The 20245-nt window shown below is 40.9% G+C and carries 24 protein-coding genes and 1 pseudogene; 19 read left to right on the top strand and 6 right to left on the bottom strand.

The window, feature by feature from the left end; translation table 11 throughout:
* Positions 1-11 precede the first annotated feature (11 nt).
* Complete coding sequence (locus tag QZ114_RS03845; protein ID WP_295499848.1) at positions 12-911, top strand: TDT family transporter; 900 nt, start codon at positions 12-14, stop codon at positions 909-911.
* A 24-nt stretch (positions 912-935) separates the two neighbouring features.
* Here the strand turns inward: QZ114_RS03845 and serS are convergent, their stop codons facing one another.
* The 3 genes from serS to QZ114_RS03860 all read right to left on the bottom strand — a co-directional run bounded on the left by serS (position 936) and on the right by QZ114_RS03860 (position 4161).
* Positions 936-2210, bottom strand: coding sequence for a serine--tRNA ligase (gene serS / locus QZ114_RS03850; RefSeq protein WP_295499849.1), 1275 nt, complete (start codon positions 2208-2210; stop codon positions 936-938).
* A gap of 212 nt (positions 2211-2422) precedes the next feature.
* Complete coding sequence (locus tag QZ114_RS03855; protein ID WP_261266403.1) at positions 2423-2794, bottom strand: DUF956 family protein; 372 nt, start codon at positions 2792-2794, stop codon at positions 2423-2425.
* A 2-nt stretch (positions 2795-2796) separates the two neighbouring features.
* Positions 2797-4161, bottom strand: coding sequence for an aspartate kinase (locus tag QZ114_RS03860; RefSeq protein WP_295499854.1), 1365 nt, complete (start codon positions 4159-4161; stop codon positions 2797-2799).
* 213 nt (positions 4162-4374) lie between these two features.
* On the opposite strand from QZ114_RS03860, the gene QZ114_RS03865 reads away from it, so the two are divergent.
* From QZ114_RS03865 to QZ114_RS03925, 13 genes are all read left to right on the top strand, one after another.
* A complete protein-coding gene (locus QZ114_RS03865) occupies positions 4375-5160 on the top strand; it encodes an enoyl-CoA hydratase (RefSeq protein ID WP_295499856.1) in 786 nt (261 codons plus the stop codon).
* Between the two features lie 91 nt (positions 5161-5251).
* A complete protein-coding gene (locus QZ114_RS03870) occupies positions 5252-5686 on the top strand; it encodes a MarR family winged helix-turn-helix transcriptional regulator (RefSeq protein ID WP_295499858.1) in 435 nt (144 codons plus the stop codon).
* Positions 5686-6660 carry a beta-ketoacyl-ACP synthase III gene (locus tag QZ114_RS03875; RefSeq protein ID WP_295499860.1) on the top strand — a complete coding sequence of 325 codons (975 nt, stop codon included), beginning with the start codon at positions 5686-5688 and terminating at the stop codon, positions 6658-6660. The genes QZ114_RS03870 and QZ114_RS03875 overlap by 1 nt, the downstream gene beginning before the upstream one ends.
* 57 nt (positions 6661-6717) lie before the next feature.
* Positions 6718-6942: an acyl carrier protein gene (locus QZ114_RS03880; RefSeq protein WP_000257838.1), complete on the top strand. Its 225-nt coding sequence runs from the start codon at positions 6718-6720 to the stop codon at positions 6940-6942.
* Positions 6943-7056: 114 nt separating this feature from the next.
* Positions 7057-8031, top strand: coding sequence for an enoyl-[acyl-carrier-protein] reductase FabK (gene fabK, locus QZ114_RS03885; RefSeq protein ID WP_295499862.1), 975 nt, complete (start codon positions 7057-7059; stop codon positions 8029-8031).
* The gene (gene fabD / locus QZ114_RS03890; protein WP_295499864.1) at positions 8024-8947 is read left to right on the top strand and encodes an ACP S-malonyltransferase; all 924 of its coding nucleotides are present in this window, start codon (positions 8024-8026) and stop codon (positions 8945-8947) included. The genes fabK and fabD overlap by 8 nt, the downstream gene beginning before the upstream one ends.
* A 40-nt stretch (positions 8948-8987) precedes the next feature.
* Complete coding sequence (fabG, locus tag QZ114_RS03895) at positions 8988-9719, top strand: 3-oxoacyl-[acyl-carrier-protein] reductase (protein WP_295499866.1); 732 nt, start codon at positions 8988-8990, stop codon at positions 9717-9719.
* Between the two features lie 21 nt (positions 9720-9740).
* Positions 9741-10976, top strand: coding sequence for a beta-ketoacyl-ACP synthase II (fabF, locus tag QZ114_RS03900; RefSeq protein ID WP_295499867.1), 1236 nt, complete (start codon positions 9741-9743; stop codon positions 10974-10976).
* A 2-nt stretch (positions 10977-10978) separates the two neighbouring features.
* Positions 10979-11464, top strand: a complete 486-nt coding sequence (accB, locus tag QZ114_RS03905) for an acetyl-CoA carboxylase biotin carboxyl carrier protein (protein WP_295499869.1) — start codon at positions 10979-10981, stop codon at positions 11462-11464.
* Positions 11461-11883 carry a 3-hydroxyacyl-ACP dehydratase FabZ gene (gene fabZ, locus QZ114_RS03910; RefSeq protein WP_042901453.1) on the top strand — a complete coding sequence of 141 codons (423 nt, stop codon included), beginning with the start codon at positions 11461-11463 and terminating at the stop codon, positions 11881-11883. The genes accB and fabZ overlap by 4 nt, the downstream gene beginning before the upstream one ends.
* 11 nt (positions 11884-11894) lie before the next feature.
* The gene (gene accC / locus QZ114_RS03915; RefSeq protein WP_295499871.1) at positions 11895-13262 is read left to right on the top strand and encodes an acetyl-CoA carboxylase biotin carboxylase subunit; all 1368 of its coding nucleotides are present in this window, start codon (positions 11895-11897) and stop codon (positions 13260-13262) included.
* 36 nt (positions 13263-13298) lie between these two features.
* Positions 13299-14165, top strand: a complete 867-nt coding sequence (gene accD, locus QZ114_RS03920) for an acetyl-CoA carboxylase, carboxyltransferase subunit beta (RefSeq protein ID WP_295499873.1) — start codon at positions 13299-13301, stop codon at positions 14163-14165.
* A complete protein-coding gene (locus QZ114_RS03925) occupies positions 14162-14929 on the top strand; it encodes an acetyl-CoA carboxylase carboxyl transferase subunit alpha (protein WP_295499875.1) in 768 nt (255 codons plus the stop codon). Before accD ends, QZ114_RS03925 begins: the two co-directional genes overlap by 4 nt.
* Positions 14930-15042: 113 nt before the next feature.
* Here QZ114_RS03925 and nusB read toward each other — a convergent pair whose 3' ends face one another.
* From nusB to efp, 3 genes are read right to left on the bottom strand one after another with little or no spacing between them, the layout of a single operon-like run.
* Positions 15043-15468 (bottom strand): transcription antitermination factor NusB, encoded by a 426-nt coding sequence (gene nusB, locus QZ114_RS03930; RefSeq protein ID WP_295499877.1) that lies wholly within the window; start codon positions 15466-15468, stop codon positions 15043-15045.
* Positions 15461-15850, bottom strand: a complete 390-nt coding sequence (locus QZ114_RS03935) for an Asp23/Gls24 family envelope stress response protein (protein WP_295499879.1) — start codon at positions 15848-15850, stop codon at positions 15461-15463. The genes nusB and QZ114_RS03935 overlap by 8 nt, the downstream gene beginning before the upstream one ends.
* Positions 15851-15871: 21 nt before the next feature.
* Positions 15872-16432 carry an elongation factor P gene (gene efp / locus QZ114_RS03940; RefSeq protein WP_000568643.1) on the bottom strand — a complete coding sequence of 187 codons (561 nt, stop codon included), beginning with the start codon at positions 16430-16432 and terminating at the stop codon, positions 15872-15874.
* A gap of 466 nt (positions 16433-16898) precedes the next feature.
* On the opposite strand from efp, the gene QZ114_RS03945 reads away from it, so the two are divergent.
* The 5 genes and pseudogenes from QZ114_RS03945 (at position 16899) to QZ114_RS03965 (ending at position 20185) form a co-directional block, all read left to right on the top strand.
* Positions 16899-17876 (top strand): ABC transporter substrate-binding protein, encoded by a 978-nt coding sequence (locus QZ114_RS03945; protein WP_295499882.1) that lies wholly within the window; start codon positions 16899-16901, stop codon positions 17874-17876.
* 11 nt (positions 17877-17887) lie between these two features.
* On the top strand, positions 17888-18781 hold the full coding sequence (locus QZ114_RS03950) for an ABC transporter permease (protein ID WP_295499884.1): 894 nt from the start codon (positions 17888-17890) through the stop codon (positions 18779-18781).
* Positions 18782-18793: 12 nt separating this feature from the next.
* A complete protein-coding gene (locus QZ114_RS03955) occupies positions 18794-19597 on the top strand; it encodes an ABC transporter ATP-binding protein (protein ID WP_042900324.1) in 804 nt (267 codons plus the stop codon).
* A gap of 98 nt (positions 19598-19695) precedes the next feature.
* Positions 19696-19797 (top strand): annotated as a pseudogene (locus QZ114_RS03960) (alpha,alpha-phosphotrehalase); the annotation flags it as partial.
* A 142-nt stretch (positions 19798-19939) separates the two neighbouring features.
* On the top strand, positions 19940-20185 hold the full coding sequence (locus QZ114_RS03965; RefSeq protein WP_001048971.1) for a YneF family protein: 246 nt from the start codon (positions 19940-19942) through the stop codon (positions 20183-20185).
* Positions 20186-20245: the final 60 nt, after the last annotated feature.

Below are 20245 nucleotides of genomic sequence, written 5' to 3' on the forward strand. Positions count from 1 at the left end.
TGGAGGTTGTGATGAAAAAACTCCCCTTAGTATTTTCGGGCTGTTTACTTGGTTTGGCTGGAGCTGGAAATCTTATTTTAGATACGTTGCCAGTTCTGTCCCATCTGTTGAGTTTGACAGGTTTGGTTTTGTGGATTTACTTTCTGCTTCTTCATCTCTTTAATTGGTCAGAAACTAAGCAAGAATTGACCAAGCCACCTCTTTTATCTGGCATGGCCACCTTTCCTATGGCAGGGATGATTTTATCGACTTATGTCTTTCGCGTCTTCCCTCATCTTCCTTTGGTAGCGCAGGGTCTCTGGTGGTTTTCATTTCTCTTGGATTTGGCCTTGATTGCTGGTTTTACCATCAAATTTGCCTGTCCGGGGCGGAGGGTTCATGCGACTCCTAGCTGGACGGTGCTTTATGTGGGGATAGCAGTAGCAGCCTTGACCTATCCTCTTGTAGGCATCATCGAAATTGCCTATGCGACCTTGAGTTTTGGATTTCTCTTGACCTTCTATCTCTACCCGCTTATTTATAGCGATTTAAAGAAACATCCACTCCCACTAGCCATGCTTGGACAAGAAGGGATTTACTGTGCTCCTTTCTCTCTACTCTTGGCTTCCCTGGTTCGGGTTGGAGGTGCCAGTCTACCGACTTGGGTCTTAATCGTTATGATTTTGTCTTCCCAATCCTTCTTTTTCTTTGTTTTGACTCGTCTGCCCAATATTTTAAAACAAGGCTTTCAACCAGCTTTCTCAGCCCTCACTTTCCCAACCATTATCACAGCTACCTCGCTCAAAATGGCTCAGGGAATCTTGAAACTTCCATTTCTGGATTATCTGGTACTGGCTGAAACTGTTATTTGCCTAATCATTTTGCTCTTTGTATTAGGCGCTTATCTGATTTGGTTACGAAAAAAGGTCTAGCTAGAAATAGCTAAACCTTATTTTTTATGGTTTGATAACTTCAGCTCCACCCATGTAAGGACGAAGAGCTTCTGGGATGGTCACAGAACCATCTTCATTTTGATAGTTTTCAAGAATAGCAGCTACTGTACGTCCAACTGCAAGTCCAGAACCGTTCAAGGTATGGAGCAATTTTACCTTGCCATCAGCTTCATCACGGTAACGGATTTGGGCACGACGGGCTTGGAAATCTTCTGTATTTGAACAGCTTGAGATTTCACGGTAATTGTTTTGCGCTGGAATCCAAACTTCCAAGTCGTAAGTCTTGGCAGCTGAGAAGCCCATATCTCCAGTAGAGAGAGCAACGACACGGTATGGAAGATTGAGTTTTTTAAGAATGTTTTCAGCGTTGGCTGTCATTTTTTCCAATTCTTCATAAGATTCTTCTGGTTTGGCAAATTTAACCATTTCAACCTTGTGGAATTGGTGCAAACGAATCAAGCCACGAGTATCACGACCAGCAGAACCAGCCTCAGAACGGAATGATGGACTCATAGCAGTGAAGTAGATTGGCAGGTCTTTGCCGTCCAGGATTTCATCACGGTAGTAGTTTGTCAGAGGAACTTCAGCTGTAGGAATAAGGACATAATTGCTGTCGCTCAATTCAAAAGTATCTTCCTTGAATTTTGGATATTGACCAGTACCAAACATAGAATCGTGGTTAACCATGTAAGGCGTGATGACTTCAGTATAACCTTCTTTGCCATGCTCATCCAACATAAAGTTGTAGATAGCACGTTCTAAACGAGCCCCGAGCCCTTTATAGAAGAGGAAACGAGCCCCTGTCACCTTACCACCACGTTCCCAGTCAAGGATACCAAGATCTTCACCAAGATCCCAGTGAGCCTTTGGCTCGAAGTCAAACCCGCGTGGAGTACCCCAACGGCGAACTTCCACATTGTCGTCTTCGTCAGCCCCAACAGGAACGCTGTCAGCTGGGATGTTTGGAAGAGTCGTGGTAAATTCTGTCAATTTAATATCGATTTCTGCCAATTCAGCATCCAAAGCCTTGACCTCAGCGGATAGAGTTTGCATAGCAGCAATCTTGTCATCTGCATTTTCTTTGTTGCGTTTTGCTTGGGCAATCTCAGCAGAAACTGTGTTACGTTCTGCCTTGAGAGTTTCAACCTTGACCAAGATGTCACGACGTTTAGCATCGATTTCTTTCATCTCGTTTAAGATAGTAGCATCTACACCACGTGTAGCCAATTTTTCTGCGACAGCATCAAAGTCTGTACGAATGCGTTTGATATCTAACATAAGATCTCCTTTATGAAAAAACACACCTGACAAAGCGTTGGAGTGGCAGGGCCACGGTTCCATCCAACTTCACAGGTGTGCACTTAATTGTGTATGTAATTGTTACCAACGGTAGAATTTCACCTATCCCTCCTATCTGCTCGCAGCATCCGCAGACTTTCTGAAAGAAGAAGATAACTTACTTATCCGTTGCTATGATTATACTAAAGTTTCTACTTTTTTGCAAATAGATTTTTAAATTTTTGACCAATGGTCTGAATCAGGGTAGGAAGTTTGACGACCTTGTCATTGCCCAGTTTTTCGCGAGCAATTTTAAGAATAGCCCCTGAGTCTTTTGATGCAAAGAGGAATTTTCCTCGATCTGTGAAGACTTCGAAGTGGCGACTGATTTTACGACCAGTGACATTGGCTCCAATCTGGTTGATATGGTTCCAAGGAATCTGGATAAATTGTTCCACATTGACATCTGGGTAAAATTCCAGAGCCTGATCTCCGACCAGAAATTTCCCAACTTTTCCAGCTATAGAGAGGTAGGACGTGCCTGTTGTATTGAGTAGCACTGTTTTGTTAAGAGATTGGGCCATGATTAGTCTTCCTTACTTTCACCGAAAAAGGCATTGTAGAGAGCTTTGATAGCTGCTTTTTCTTGATCTTTATTGACAACAAACATGATAGAAACTTCACTAGAACCTTGAGACATCATCTGGATGTTGATCTTGTTTTCAGATAGAGCGCGTGTCGCAGTAGCAGTTACTCCGATATGACTCTTCATCTTTTCACCAACAATCATAATGATTGAAAGGTCGTGTTCGATTTCTGCGTGGTCTACTTCAGCTTTTTGAACCAACTGACGAAGGATTTCTTCTTCCTTGATAGGAGTTAGTTCGCGAGAACGGAGAATGATTGAAAGATCGTCGATACCAGTTGGCATATGTTCCCAACCGATGTTGAGGTCTTCAAGGATTTGCAGAACCTTGCGACCAAATCCAACCTCGCGGTTCATGAGGTATTTCGACATGTTGATGCTGACAAAGTCAGAGTCACCGGCAATTCCCACAACTGGAAATTCATCACTACTGTGTTTTAGAACGATACGAGTACCTGGATGGTCAGGATTGTTGGTATTCTTGATAACCAGAGGAATTTTTCCACGGTAGGCAGGAAGAAGAGCTTCGTCATGAAGAACTGAGAATCCTGCATAGGCCAACTCACGCATTTCACGGTAGGTTAACTCAGGAATCGAGTGTGGTTGGTGGATAATACCAGGGTGGGCTGCAAATATACCATCAACGTCTGTAAAGTTTTCATAGAGGTCTGCCTTAACACCTGCAGCAATGATAGAACCTGTAATGTCTGATCCTCCACGTGAGAAGGTACAGATTTGATTTTCCTTGGTAACTCCAAAGAAACCAGGAATGACGAGGACTTCATTTGCATTTGTTAATTCTTCAATCTTGTCATAACTTGATGGAACGATGCGAGCGTGGCCCGGCTCACTTGTTACCACAATCCCAGCTTCTCTAGGGTGAACATAGCGTGCATCAATACCATTTTGGTTAAAATAGGCAGCGATCAATTTGGCATTGTTGTTTTCACCCGCTGCTAGGAAAGTATCGTAGAGAAATTCGTTTTCTTCGATAGGAAGAGTTGCCAAGGCACGAATACTTTTTGAAATTTTCTCTAGAACAGCTGGTTTCAGTCTCAATTCACTAACCATGGCAGCATAGCGGTCGATAATCCAGCTTTGGCTCTTGCTAATATCGTTACCAGCAACATAGTCGCGGTAGTATTTAATCAAGGCATCCGTAACCTTAGTATCTTCAGCATTGCGTTTACCAGGCGCAGAAACGACTACAAAACGACGTTCCTTATCACTTTTTACGATATTCAAAACTTTTTCTAATTGACTAGCAGAGGCAAGAGAGCTACCTCCAAATTTAACAACTTTCATAAGAACTCCTAAAGTAAGTATTTTATACGATTATAGCAGAAAGAAAGTCTTTTTTCAAATGAAGGAAATAAGCTATTTTACAGGAAAAGATAAGGAATCTAAAATCGGCTGAGACACTTATTACATTCTTATTCTTGCTTTTTTAGAGTAAAAAAGATATACTTTGATAATAAAATAATTTAACTTGCTTATAAAAATAAAAAAGGAGCCCAGATGGAACACATTATTTATCAGCTTGAAGAGGATTTGGCAATTATTACTTTAAACCGTCCTGATGTCGCTAATGGTTTCCATATTCCCATGTGTGAGGAAATATTAGAAGCCTTAATCCTGGCGGAAGAGAATCCAGCTGTGCATTTTATCTTAATTAATGCGAATGGGAAAGTCTTCTCAGTTGGGGGAGATTTAGTAGAGATGAAGCGAGCAGTAGATGAGGATGATATTCCATCATTGACGAAAATTGCAGAATTGGTCAATACTATTTCTTATAAAATCAAGCAAATTGCAAAACCTGTTTTGATGGAGGTAGATGGAGCAGTTGCTGGTGCTGCAGCAAATATGGCAGTCGCAGCGGACTTCTGTTTGGCTACAGATAAAGCCAAATTCATTCAAGCCTTTGTCGGAGTAGGGTTGGCTCCAGATGCAGGGGGGATCTATCTCTTGAGCCGAAGTATTGGTGTGACACGTGCTGCCCAATTAGCTATGACAGGAGAGGCTTTAACTGCAGAAAAAGCTTTGGAGTGGGGCCTTGTTTATCGGGTCTGTGAAGCTGATAAATTAGAAAAGACGAGAGAACAGCTTCTTAAAAAATTAAGACGTGGATCAGCTAATTCTTATACAGCAATCAAGAAGTTGGTTTGGGAGAGCCAATTTAAAGATTGGGGAGGTTATGCTGAGCTAGAACTAAATCTTCAAGCATCCCTTGCCCAGACAGAGGATTTTAAAGAAGGAGTTCGAGCACATTCGGAAAGAAGACGACCTAAATTTAGTGGAAAATGAAAAAAATACTTGCAGTATTCTTTGTAGTTTGATATAATTCTAAAGTCAAATGTTTTGATAATAAAAGTTTTTTGGATAAGGGGGGAGAAGATTGGACTACCAACGAATTAATGAATATTTAACATCTATTTTTAACAATGTCCTTGTTATCGAGGAAGTTAGCTTGAGGGGTAGTCGTTTCAAGGATATCTCCATCAAAGAAATGCATACGATTGATGTGATAGGGAAGTTTCCAGAGGTAACACCAAGTAAAGTTTCAAAAGAATTGATGGTAACCCTAGGTACAGTTACGACAAGCTTGAATAACCTAGAAAGAAAGGGTTATATTGAGCGTATTCGTTCCGATTCGGATCGTCGTGTTGTTTATCTGCATTTGACAAAGAAGGGTCGCTTAGTGCATAGGCTCCATAAACGTTTCCACAAGGCTATGGTTGAAAAAATCATCGACGGTATGTGCCCTGAGGAGATGGAAGTTATGAGTAAGGGCTTGACCAATCTTTATCAATTTTTGGAGGATTTGAGATAATGGCTTTTGCGAAAATAAGCCAAGTGGCTCATTATGTACCAGAGCAAGTAGTTACAAATGATGACTTAGCTCAAATGATGGATACTAATGATGAGTGGATTTCAAGTCGAACAGGGATTAGACAGAGGCATATTTCAAGGAAAGAATCTACTAGTGATTTAGCGACAGAAGTTGCTAAGAAACTGATGGCAAAAGCTGGGGTCACAGGAGAGGAGTTGGATTTTATCATCTTAGCTACCATTACTCCGGATTCTATGATGCCTTCTACAGCTGCTCGTGTCCAAGCTAATATTGGTGCAAAAAAAGCTTTTGCTTTTGATCTTACAGCTGCTTGTAGTGGATTTGTATTTGCCTTGTCAACTGCTGAAAAATTTATCTCTTCTGGTCGCTTTCAAAAAGGCTTGGTGATTGGTAGTGAAACCCTCTCTAAAGCAGTCGATTGGTCAGATCGATCTACAGCTGTTTTGTTTGGAGATGGTTCTGGTGGTGTCTTGCTAGAAGCTAGCGAGAAAGAGCATTTCTTGGCTGAGAGTCTTAATAGTGATGGGAGTCGTAGTGAATGTCTGACGTATGGGTATTCAGGTCTACATTCTCCATTTTCAGATCAAGAAAATGCAGATTCATTTTTGAAGATGGATGGACGTGCAGTTTTTGATTTTGCTATTCGAGATGTAGCCGAGTCTATCAAACAGATTATTGATGAATCTCCTATAGAGGCGACAGACTTGGATTATCTGCTACTTCATCAGGCTAATGATCGTATTTTGGATAAAATGGCTAGAAAAATCGGTGTTGACCGAGACAAACTTCCAGCCAATATGATGGAATATGGCAACACCAGTGCAGCAAGTATCCCGATTTTACTCTCAGAGTGTGTAGAACAAGGTTTTATCCGTTTAGATGGTAGTCAGACTATTTTGCTATCAGGCTTCGGTGGAGGCTTGACTTGGGGCACGCTCATTCTTACAATTTAGGTAATCATGTGGTGAACACATTGTTATAAAAACTATTTATTTTAAAGGAGTCCTATTATGGCAGTATTTGAAAAAGTACAAGAAATTATCGTTGAGGAACTTGGAAAAGACGCATCAGAAGTAACACTTGAATCAACTTTTGATGATTTAGATGCAGATTCATTGGACTTGTTCCAAGTGATCTCAGAAATTGAAGATGCTTTTGATATCCAAATCGAAGCAGAAGATGACTTGAAAACAGTTGGTGACTTGGTTGCCTACGTTGAAGAGCAAACAAAATAAGAATATAAGATAGAAGGAGTAGGGAAACCCGCTCCCTCTTGTTTAGGCAATAGTTTGATTTTCAAATTATGACAGTATCGAACTATTACGTAAGCAAGAAATGATGGAGGCACTATGAAAACGCGTATTACAGAATTATTGAACATTGATTATCCTATTTTCCAAGGAGGGATGGCCTGGGTTGCTGATGGTGATTTGGCAGGGGCTGTTTCCAAGGCTGGAGGACTAGGGATTATCGGTGGAGGGAATGCCCCTAAAGAAGTTGTCAAGGCAAATATTGATAAAATCAAATCATTGACTGATAAAACCTTTGGTGTCAACATCATGCTCTTGTCTCCCTTTGTGGAAGATATTGTAGACCTCGTTATAGAGGAAGGTGTTAAGGTAGTGACAACAGGCGCAGGAAATCCAAGCAAATACATGGAACGTTTCCATGATGCTGGTATTACAGTTATTCCTGTTGTACCAAGTGTTGCTCTAGCTAAACGCATGGAAAAAATCGGTGCGGATGCTGTTATTGCAGAAGGAATGGAAGCTGGGGGACATATTGGGAAATTAACAACCATGACTTTGGTGCGTCAGGTTGCTGCTGCTGTATCTATTCCTGTTATTGCTGCAGGAGGGATTGCGGATGGTGAAGGTGCTGCAGCTGGCTTTATGCTAGGTGCAGAGGCTGTTCAGGTTGGAACTCGTTTTGTCGTTGCAAAAGAGTCTAATGCTCATCCAAATTACAAGGCGAAGATTTTAAAAGCTAGAGATATTGATACTACGATTTCAGCTCAACACTTTGGTCATGCTGTTCGTGCTATTAAAAATCAGTTGACTCGTGATTTTGAACAGGCTGAAAAAGATGCCTTTAAACAAGAAAATCCAGATTTGGAAATTTTTGAACAAATGGGAGCAGGTGCTCTAGCCAAAGCGGTTGTTCACGGAGATGTGGATGGTGGATCTGTTATGGCAGGTCAAATTGCAGGGCTTGTTTCCAAAGAAGAAACCGTTGAAGAAATCCTAAAAGATTTGTATTACGGAGCAGCTAAGAAAATTCAAGAAGAAGCCTCTCGTTGGGCAGGAGTTGTAAGAAATGACTAAAACAGCCTTTTTATTTGCTGGCCAAGGTGCCCAGTATCTAGGTATGGGACGGGATCTCTATGATCAGTATCCGATTGTCAAAGAAACGATTGATCAAGCTAGTCGGGTTCTTGGTTATGATTTGCGTTATCTCATTGATACGGAAGAAGCAAAACTCAATCAGACTCGCTATACGCAACCAGCCATTTTAGCGACTTCAGTTGCTATCTATCGTCTATTGCAAGAAAAAGGCTATCAGCCTGATATGGTTGCTGGTTTATCCCTTGGGGAATACTCTGCCTTGGTGGCCAGCGGTGCCTTGGATTTTGAAGATGCGGTTGCCTTGGTTGCTAAGCGCGGGGCTTTTATGGAAGAAGCGGCTCCTGCAGGCTCTGGTAAGATGGTGGCAGTTCTCAATACGCCAGTAGAGGTCATTGAAGAAGCCTGTCAAAAAGCTTCTGAACTTGGAGTGGTTACCCCAGCCAACTATAATACACCTGCACAAATCGTGATTGGTGGAGAAGTGGCTGCAGTTGATCGAGCTGTTGAACTCTTGCAAGAAGCAGGTGCCAAACGCTTGATTCCTCTCAAGGTTTCAGGACCTTTTCATACCGCTCTCCTTGAGCCTGCTAGCCAGAAACTAGCTGAAACTCTAGCTCAAGTAAGTTTTTCAGATTTCACTTGTCCCCTAGTCGGCAATACGGAAGCAAGTGTCATGAAAAAAGAAGATATCGCTCAACTCTTGACGCGTCAGGTCAAGGAGCCAGTTCGTTTTTATGAAAGTATTGCAGTTATGCAAGAAGCAGGCGTAACCAACTTTATCGAAATTGGACCGGGGAAAGTCTTGTCAGGCTTTGTCAAAAAAATTGATAAGACAGCTAAACTAGCCAATGTTGAAGATCAGGCGAGTTTAGAAGTCTTACTAGAAAACAAGTAATCCCTTCTCCCACAAATACAAGAGGAAACAGGAGAAAAGAATGCAACTAAAAAATAAAAATATCTTTATTACAGGTTCGAGTCGTGGAATTGGTCTTGCCATCGCTCACAAGTTTGCTCAAGCAGGAGCAAACATTGTCTTAAACAGCCGTGGGGAAATCTCAGAGGACTTGTTAGCAGAGTTTAGAGATTATGGGGTTAAGGTGATTCCCATCTCTGGAGATGTGTCAGATTTTGCAGAAGCAAAAGGCATGGTCGAACAAGCAATTGCAGAATTGGGTTCAGTAGATGTCTTAGTAAATAATGCAGGGATTACCAAAGATACCCTTATGCTCAAGATGACAGAAGCGGATTTTGAAAAAGTGCTCAAGGTTAACTTGACTGGGACCTTTAATATGACTCAAGCTGTCTTGAAGCAAATGGTGAAAGCCAGAGAAGGGGCAATTATCAATATGTCTAGTGTTGTTGGTTTGATGGGTAATGTTGGTCAAGCAAACTACGCTGCTTCAAAGGCAGGTTTGATTGGTTTTACCAAGTCTGTGGCGCGAGAGGTTGCTAATCGAAATGTCAGAGTGAATGCGATTGCACCTGGGATGATTAAGTCGGATATGACAGCTATTTTATCAGATAAGGTAAAAGATGCTATGCTAGCACAAATTCCAATGAAAGAATTTGGAGAAGCAGAGCAAGTTGCAGATTTAACAGTTTTTTTAGCAGGTCAGGATTATCTAACTGGCCAAGTGGTTGCCATTGATGGTGGCTTAAGTATGTAGCGAAAGCTAGAGGTGAAAAAGATGAAACTAAATCGTGTAGTTGTAACTGGATATGGAGTGACATCTCCAATTGGGAATACTCCAGAAGAGTTTTGGAATAGTTTGTCAACTGGGAAAATTGGAATCGGTGAAATTACTAAATTTGATCATAGTGACTTTGATGTGCACATTGCTGCAGAGATTCAAGATTTTCCTTTTGATAAATACTTTGTAAAAAAAGATACAAATCGTTTTGATAACTATTCTTTATATGCCTTGTATGCAGCCCAAGAAGCGGTAAACTATGCCAATCTTGATGTAGAAGCTCTTGACAAGGATCGTTTTGGTGTTATTGTTGCTTCAGGAATTGGGGGTATCAAGGAAATTGAAGATCAAATTCTTCGCCTTCATGAAAAAGGTCCAAAACGCTTGAAGCCATTAACTCTTCCAAAATCCCTTCCAAATATGGCTTCTGGTAATGTTGCTATGCGTTTTGGAGCAAATGGTATTTGTAAATCAATCAATACTGCCTGTGCTTCATCAAATGATGCGATTGGCGATGCTTTCCGCTCCATCAAGTTTGGTTTCCAAGATGTGATGTTGGTTGGAGGTTCAGAAGCTTCTATCACACCTTTTGCGATTGCTGGTTTCCAAGCCTTAACAGCCCTTTCAACTACAGAGGATCCAAGTCGCGCTTCAATTCCATTTGACAAGAACCGCAATGGTTTTGTTATGGGAGAAGGTTCAGGAATGTTGGTTCTTGAAAGTCTTGAACATGCAGAAAAACGTGGAGCTACTATCTTGGCTGAAGTGGTGGGTTATGGAAATACTTGTGATGCCTATCATATGACTTCTCCACATCCAGAAGGTCAAGGAGCTATCAAAGCTATTAAACTAGCTTTGGAAGAAGCTGAAATTTCTCCAGAACAAGTGGCTTATGTCAATGCCCACGGGACATCAACTCCTGCTAATGAAAAGGGAGAAAGTGGAGCAGTTGTTGCAGTTCTTGGCAAGGAAGTTCCTATCTCCTCAACTAAGTCCTTTACAGGTCATTTACTTGGTGCAGCAGGAGCAGTGGAAGCTATTGCCACGATTGAGGCTATGCGCCATAACTTCGTACCGATGACCGCAGGAACAAGAGAAGTATCAGACTATATTGAAGCCAATGTCGTTTATGGACAAGGCTTGGAGCAAGAAATTCCTTATGCTATTTCAAATACTTTTGGATTTGGTGGACATAATGCTGTTCTTGCCTTCAAACGTTGGGAGAGTAAATAATTATGAATTTAAACGATATTAAGGACTTGATGGCCCAATTTAACCAGTCAAGTTTGAGAGAATTTTCTTATAAAAATGGGACGGAGGAGTTGCAGTTTAGCAAGAATGAAGCTAGACTTGTATCTGAAGTTACACCTCAAGTCGCTCCAGCACCCGTTCTAGCAACACCAAGTCCAGTAGCTCCTGTATCTGTTCCAGCAGAAACTGCAGTGGAAGAAATTTCGGCGCCAGCTGAAACAAGTGTGGCTGCTGAGGGAGATGTTGTAGAGAGCCCACTTGTTGGGGTGGCTTACTTGGCTGCTGGTCCAGATAAACCTGCCTTTGTAACAGTTGGTGATAGTGTTAAAAAAGGCCAAACATTGGTAATTATCGAAGCTATGAAAGTCATGAATGAGATCCCAGCTCCTAAGGATGGTGTGGTAACAGAAATTCTCGTTTCTAACGAAGAAATGGTAGAGTTTGGTAAAGGATTGGTACGTATCAAATGATTGATATTCAAGGAATCAAAGAGGCTCTACCCCACCGTTACCCTATGCTCCTAGTGGATCGTGTGTTGGAAGTGAGCGAAGATACCATTGTCGCCATCAAAAATGTGACCATCAATGAGCCTTTTTTCAATGGTCATTTTCCTCAATATCCAGTTATGCCAGGTGTTCTTATCATGGAAGCATTGGCGCAAACAGCTGGTGTCTTGGAGTTGTCAAAACCTGAAAATAAAGGAAAACTGGTCTTTTACGCTGGTATGGACAAGGTTAAATTCAAGAAGCAAGTTGTACCAGGTGACCAATTGGTTATGACAGCAACGTTTGTAAAACGTCGTGGCACAATCGCTGTGGTTGAAGCAAAGGCTGAAGTGGATGGCAAGCTTGCAGCTAGTGGTACTCTTACCTTTGCAATCGGGAGCTAAGGAGGTTCTCCATGTTTCGAAAAATTTTAATTGCCAATCGTGGTGAAATTGCGGTTCGTATTATCCGTGCGGCGCGTGAATTGGGCATTGCGACGGTGGCGGTTTATTCAACTGCTGATAAGGAAGCCCTTCATACGCTTTTGGCAGATGAAGCAATTTGTATTGGCCCTGGTAAGCCAACAGAGTCTTATCTCAATATTAATGCGGTTCTATCAGCTGCAGTCTTGACTGAGGCAGAAGCCATTCACCCAGGTTTTGGATTTCTCAGTGAAAATTCCAAATTTGCTACTATGTGTGAAGAGGTAGGAATCAAGTTTATTGGCCCATCTGGTCATGTCATGGATATGATGGGAGACAAGATTAATGCACGTGCTCAGATGATCAAAGCAGGTGTTCCTGTCATTCCAGGTTCAGATGGAGAAGTACATGACTCAGAAGAAGCTCTTCTGGTTGCTGAAAAAATTGGTTATCCAGTTATGTTGAAAGCCTCAGCGGGAGGAGGCGGAAAAGGGATTCGTAAGGTTGAAAAACCAGAAGACCTTGTTTCCGCTTTTGAAACTGCTTCAAGTGAAGCTAAGGCCAACTATGGTAATGGTGCTATGTACATAGAACGGGTTATTTATCCAGCTCGTCATATTGAGGTTCAAATTCTTGGAGACGAACATGGAAATGTAATCCACTTGGGTGAACGTGACTGTTCTCTTCAGAGAAATAATCAAAAGGTATTAGAAGAGAGTCCATCTATTGCAATTGGAAAGACCCTTCGCCATGAAATTGGGGCGGCTGCTGTTCGCGCTGCAGAGTCTGTAGGCTATGAAAATGCAGGGACTATTGAGTTTCTTCTTGACGAAGCAAGTGGACAATTTTATTTTATGGAAATGAACACCCGTGTCCAGGTAGAACACCCCGTAACAGAGTTTGTATCGGGTGTGGATATCGTTAAGGAACAAATTCGCATTGCGGCAGGTCAACCTCTGTCTGTTAAGCAAGAAGATATTGTTTTACGAGGTCATGCTATTGAATGTCGTATCAATGCAGAAAACCCTGCCTTCAATTTTGCTCCAAGTCCAGGTAAGATTACCAATCTCTATTTACCAAGTGGAGGTGTTGGTTTACGTGTAGATTCTGCAGTTTATCCAGGCTACACCATTCCTCCCTTCTATGATAGTATGATAGCCAAAGTCATTGTTCATGGGGAAAATCGTTTCGATGCCTTGATGAAAATGCAACGGGCCCTTTATGAATTAGAGATTGAGGGAGTGCAGACCAATGCGGATTTCCAGCTTGATTTAATTTCAGATCGCAATGTTATTGCTGGAGATTACGATACATCCTTCTTGATGGAAACATTCTTGCCAAAATACCAAGAAAAACAATAATAAGATTTCAAGAGTTTAAACCAAAAAGGGGAATCAATGGCTCTATTTAGTAAAAAAGATAAGTATATTCGAATCAACCCCAATCGTTCGGTGAGGGAAAAACCTCAAGCTAAACCAGAGGTTCCAGATGAACTATTTTCCAAATGTCCGGGTTGTAAACACACCATCTATCAAAAAGATTTGGGAAGTGATCGTATTTGTCCGCAGTGTAGTTATACATTTCGCATTTCTGCTCAAGAACGTCTTGATTTGACAATCGATACAGGAAGCTTTAAAGAATTGTTTACAGGGATTGAAAGCAAGGATCCCCTAAAATTTCCTGGGTATCAAAAGAAACTAGAGGTAATACGTGAAAAGACAGGTCTTGATGAAGCAGTTGTAACAGGGATTGCCTCCATTAAAGGTCAAAATATAGCCTTGGGAATCATGGATTCTAACTTTATCATGGCCTCTATGGGTACAGTTGTAGGTGAGAAAATTACTCGCTTATTTGAATATGCAACCCTAGAAAAGTTACCTGTGGTCCTCTTTACAGCTTCTGGGGGAGCTCGTATGCAGGAGGGTATTATGAGTCTTATGCAGATGGCCAAAATTTCTGCAGCTGTTAAACGCCATTCAAATGCGGGCCTTTTTTACTTGACAGTTTTGACAGATCCAACGACAGGTGGAGTAACTGCTTCTTTTGCCATGGAAGGTGATATCATTTTGGCAGAACCACAGAGTTTAGTTGGCTTTGCTGGGCGCAGGGTTATTGAAAATACGGTTCGTGAAACCTTACCAGATGATTTCCAAAAGGCAGAATTCCTGCTTGAACATGGATTTGTAGATGCTATCGTCAAGAGAAGAGATTTACCAGATACAATCGCTAGTTTGGTCAAATTGCATGGAGGAAGTCTTAGATGAATATAGCAAAAATAGTCAGAGAAGCGCGTGAACAGAGCCGATTGACAACCTTGGATTTTGCAACAGGCATTTTTGATGAATTTATTGAATTACATGGCGATAGATCTTTTCGAGATGATGGTGCGGTTGTAGGTGGTATCGGCTGGCTTGGAGAGCAAGCTGTAACAGTTGTTGGTATCCAAAAAGGAAAGAGCTTACAAGACAATCTCAAACGAAATTTTGGCCAACCTCATCCTGAAGGCTATCGTAAAGCCTTGCGTTTGATGAAACAGGCTGAAAAATTTGGCCGTCCAGTTGTCACCTTTATCAATACTGCTGGTGCCTATCCTGGTGTGGGGGCTGAAGAACGTGGGCAAGGTGAAGCAATTGCTCGCAATCTCATGGAAATGAGTGACCTGAAAGTTCCTATTATCGCGATTGTCATTGGTGAAGGGGGTTCAGGTGGGGCTTTGGCTCTAGCCGTTGCAGACCGTGTTTGGATGCTGGAAAACTCTATTTATGCTATTCTCAGTCCAGAAGGATTCGCCTCTATTCTATGGAAGGATGGTAGTCGTGCCATGGAAGCTGCAGAATTGATGAAAATCACCTCACATGAACTGCTAGAAATGGAAATTGTTGACAAGGTAATTTCTGAAACAGGGCTTTCTAGTAAAGAACTGATTCAAAAGGTTAAAGGAGAGCTTCAAACGGAATTGACTAAATTAGCTCATTTACCCTTGGAACAATTACTAGAAGATCGCTACCAACGATTTAGAAAATACTAATTCTTCAATGGAATACACAAAAACTAGAGCTGATCATCAGTTCTAGTTTTTATGTGACTCTTACTGAGTGTCGAAAAGAAAAGGTGCTTGGTAATGACCAAACACCTTTTAGATTATTCATTTTCTTCTGTTACAAACTGGCTGAGGAGTCCATTGATAAAACGAGCAGATTTTTGATCTGAAAAGACCTTTGCTAATTCAATAGCCTCATTTACAGCGACTAGTTGAGGAGTGTCAAATGAAGTGATTTCAAAGATTCCCAAGCGCAGTAAATTCTTTTCGACCAAGGTCAAGCGTTCAACGGTCCAACCAGACTTGAGATGCTGATTAATTTGTTTATCCAACTCTGTTTTGTAAGTTTGAACACCAGACACCAAGTCTGTTAAAAAGGCAGGAACTTGCACATCTGCATCTTCACGATCATGTGTGTAAGCAAAATGGCAAGCTGTTTCAGTATCAGTGCCGAATTCAAGACTCATAAGTGCCTGAAAAGCACATTTACGAAGTTCACGTCTAGATTCTAATAGTGGACTAGTCATTGAGGAAGTCCTCATTAAATAAGTCTTTCAACTCAGGTTTTGGTGTTTTATCTGGTACGATTCCTGTAACATGAATGTTGATAGCAGTAAGCTCTACATCAGCCATATCACGAACTGCATCCTTAACTGCTTTTTGAATGGCTACAGCAACTTTAGGAACTTTGACACCGTACTCAAGGTAGAGATAGATGTCAGCTGTTAACTCCTCATCACTGTTTTTAAGGTAAACCCCACGGCCGAGTGAAAGTTTTGAGAGGGTGTCAGATACGGATTTGTTTGAAAATGAATGGACACCGTCTACCTTAGCAGTAGCGATAGCAATAATTTTTTCAAGTACACGTGGAGCGATAACGATTTCGCCAAATTGTTCTTCAATTCCCATAGAATGACCTCTTTCTAGAGATTAGGCACGAGAAACGTAAGTTCCTTCTGCAGTGTTGATGATCAATTTTTGTCCAGCTTCGATGAAGTCTGGAACGTTGACAACAAGTCCAGTTTCCATAGTTGCTGGTTTACCAGAACCTGTAACAGTAGCACCTTTGATAGATGGTTGTGTTTCAGCAACAGTCAACTCAACAGTAGTAGGTACAGTCACACCGATCACTTCAGTTCCGTAGAATTGGATTTTAACATCAGAGTTTTCAAGGATGTAAAGCAATTCATTTTCAACGTTTACGACTGGAATTTCGTATTGGTCGTAAGTTTCAGTATTCATGAAGTAGGCAGTTTCATCCATTTTGTACAAGTATTGAGCTGGAACAGTCTCGATAATTGCTTGCTCGAATTTTTCTTCTGGACGGTAGCTTGTATCAAAAGTAGAACCAGTACGAACATCACGCAATTTCATACGCATGATAGTGTTCCCTTTACCAGGTTTGTGGTGGCTTGCTTCCAAAACTCGGATTAATTTTCCATCTGCAGTTTCAAATGTCATACCAGCTTTCAATTTGCTTGCTTCAATCATATTTTTACCTCTTTAATAAATATTATTACTCTTCATTTTACCATAAAATGACTTAAAAAGAAAGTTGGAGCTAAAGGAATAAAAATATTTATATAAATTAATAGTTAGCCCTTTCGAAAAAATTTAAAAAATTCTGAAATATTCTTGACAGGTGATGAAAAAGGTAGTAAGATAAGAAACATCAAAAAAGAAAGCAGAAAAAGAATGATTAAAAGACAAGCTGTAACAATGAATCAAAACTTTTACTTTAGCTACTTTAGATAGTGTTTGTAGACATGTCACCATGGATGCAAACAGTTCAAGCAATTTGTTTGTATCTATGTGGCTAAGATTTTTGATTGTGGTCCATATAGATGAATATCTAAATGGGCTAGCTAAGTTGTAACTTGTTAGATTATTTCAAGCATCCGTTTAGATAATATCTAGGCGGTTTTTTGTTTTATCTTTTCTGAGAAGGAGTTTCATTATGAAAGTTGTTCGAAAATTACTAGCCCCTCTTTTGGTTGTAGGGATTCTCTTGACCTCTCTGATCAGTTTGCATCAGTTGAAGGCGGATAAGAAAAAAGATGTGTTTCGTATCGGTATTTCGCAATTTATTACCCACCAGTCTTTGGACGCTACTAGAGAAGGATTTGTGGATGAACTGGCTAAACAGGGCTATGTTGAGGGGGAAAATATTGAGATTGATTTTCAAAATGCACAGGGAGAACAAAGAAATCTAAAAACTATTTCCCAGCAACTAGCAGAATCCAGTGATGTCGTTCTAGCAATTGCAACGCCTTCTGCTCAGAGCTTGGCCAATACGACGCAAACGACACCAGTTATCTTTTCAGCTGTAACAGACCCAGTCAGTGCCAAGTTGGTTGAGTCAAGAGAACATCCTGGAGGCAATGTAACTGGGACAAGTGACCAGTCATCAGATGCCATTTCAACCCAAATCAACTTAATAAAGAAAGTGTTGCCAAAAGCTAAATCAATTGGAATTCTTTATACTCAGAGTGAGTCAAATTCGGTTGTCCAAAAGGATGAAGCTAAGCGTCTTCTGGAAGAAAGAGGCTTTACCGTTGTTGAAAAAACAATCTTGGATAGTAACAACGTCAAGGCGGCAGCAGAGAGCTTGATGACAGAGGTGGATATGGTTTTTGTACCAACGGACAATATCATTTCGTCAACCATGGAAACAGTCAAGCAGGTTTCTATTAAACACAAGGTACCAGTATTTGGTGGTTCAACAGAAATGGTTGCGCTTGGTGGTTTGTATAACTACGGAACCAATTATGAAGAATTGGGACGTCAGACAGCACGAATGCTGGTTCGTGTTTTAAAAGGTGAGAAGCCAGAAAATATAGCAGTTGAGTTGCCTGAAAAACTGGAATTGCATACCAATCAAGAAATGGCGGCTGCGCTAGGAATTGATATCAGTAAGTTAGAAGGTAAGGAATAAGGAGGTTTAAGATGAATTTTGTATTATCTAGTTTATCAGAAGGTTTGCTATGGTCGATTATGGCTATTGGAGTCTACTTGACTTTCCGTATTTTGGATATTGCGGATATGACTGCTGAGGGAGCCTTTCCTCTGGGGGCAGCTGTCGTTGTATCACAGATACAGGTAGGGACAAATCCTTGGATTGCGACTTTACTGGCTTTGCTGGCAGGTATGGTCGCAGGTCTTGTATCAGGAATGCTCCACACCAAGATGAAAATTCCAGCTCTCTTAACAGGGATTGTGACCTTGACAGGGCTTTATTCCATCAATATTAAAATCATGGGAAGTGTGCCCAATCTTTCCTTGGGAGATTCTGCAACCGTCTTTAAACAATTGGCGAGCTTGGGATTGACAAACGAAGAAACTGTTTTCTCACTTAGTTTAGCCTGTCTCTTACTTGTCTGTCTAGTCTTGACTCTTTTGATGAAAACAGAGATTGGCCTTGTCTTGCGTTCGACTGGGGACAATATTCCTATGAGTGAGGCAAATGGAGTCAATGTAGACAGCATGAAGATTGTTGGTTACATGATTTCAAATGGCTTGATTGCCCTATGTGGTTCCTTGTTCGCTCAAAATGATGGATTTTCAGATGTGACTTCTGGGACAGGAACTATCGTTGTTGGTTTGAGTGCAGTGATTATTGCGGAAGTCCTGATTAACGATTTAACCATTGGAAGCCGCTTGTTATCTATCGGAATCGGTGCGATTGTTTACCGTTTGATTATTTTAAATATCTATGAAATTCCAAATCTAGATCAAAATCTGGTTCGTCTCTTTAATGCAATTTTGTTAGCCTTGGTTTTATTTGCACCAGAATTGCAAAAGAGATTAAAGATTCGTGGTCTGAAATTGAGAAATGAATAGGGGGAGAAAGTTATGGCAAGTTTGTTAACACTTGAAAATATTCACAAGACATTTGAAGCAGGGACTGTCAATGAGAACCATGTCCTCAAAGGATTAGATTTAGAAGTTGAAGAGGGAGATTTTATATCTGTGATTGGTGGAAATGGAGCAGGGAAATCCACTTTGATGAATATCTTGGCTGGCAATCTATCGGTGGACGAAGGAGACCTTTTATTGGCAGGCAAATCCATTAAAAATATGAGTGTAAGAAAGAGAGCCAAGGATATTGCCCGTGTTTTTCAAGATCCGAAGATGGGGACAGCTTCTCGTTTGACGATTGAGGAGAATATGGCCATTGCCTTGAGACGTGGTCAGAAGAGAGGACTTGGCTGGGGTGTGAAGGAGAAGGATAGAATCCAGTTCCAAGAGGCCTTGAAGGAGTTGAATATTGGTCTTGAAAACCGCTTAAAAGTAGATACTCAATACCTCTCGGGAGGTCAAAGACAGGCCTTGACCCTAATCATGGCTGCCTTGGTAAAACCCAAACTCTTGCTTTTGGATGAACATACTGCGGCTCTTGATCCAAAAACTAGTCAAATGGTGATGGATTTGACGCAAAAGATTGTGGAACACCATCAGTTGACTACTTTGATGATTACCCATGATATGAACCATGCGATTGAGTACGGAAATCGTCTCATTATGCTCTATCAAGGCAAGATAGTGGTGGATGTCAAGGGAGAGGAGAAAAAGCATCTGACGGTTGAAGATCTCATGCATCTCTTCCAGAAAAATAGTGGCCAAAGTCTAGTCAGTGATGAGTTAGTTTTGGGATAAAGAAAAAGGCTGAGATGTGGTGTCTCAGTCTTTTATTTCTTACGTTTTGCAAAATCTACAAATCTGAATTCACATGGGATACCATTTATCTATTAGCCTACCAAAATGGACAGATCATACCTTTAAACTATGAGAAAATAGAATTGCTTGACAAACTATTGCTTAAACCTTATCAAACATTGGCTATCTATGTAAGTTAAACTTAGAAAGGAGTCCTCTGTTTAAACAATTGAGGAGTTCTTATTGATAGTTAATCTATAGTTGAAAGCGTAAATCAAACTAGTCAGTTCGCCTTCTTTGTGTTATAATAGTATAGACTCAAAAAGGAACAGGAGAAATGTTATGAATCTTATTTTAGCAATTGTATTGATTGTTTTAGCAGCCTTAGGGGGCGCTCTTGGAGGTATGTATTTGGTTCGTAAGCAAATTGAAAAAGAATTTGCTGATAACCCACGTTTGAATGCAGAAGCAGTTCGTACTTTATTAAGTGCAAATGGTCAAAAACCAAGCGAAGCAAAAGTACAACAGGTTTACCACCAAATCATCCGTCAACAAAAAGCAGCTCTTGCTAACAATAAAAAGAAATAAATAGGAAAAGTCTGGGATGAAAGTTCCAGACTTCTCACTATGTTTAATAGTTCTCAAGGA

The organism is uncultured Streptococcus sp., assembly GCF_901875575.1.
GTDB lineage: Bacteria > Bacillota > Bacilli > Lactobacillales > Streptococcaceae > Streptococcus.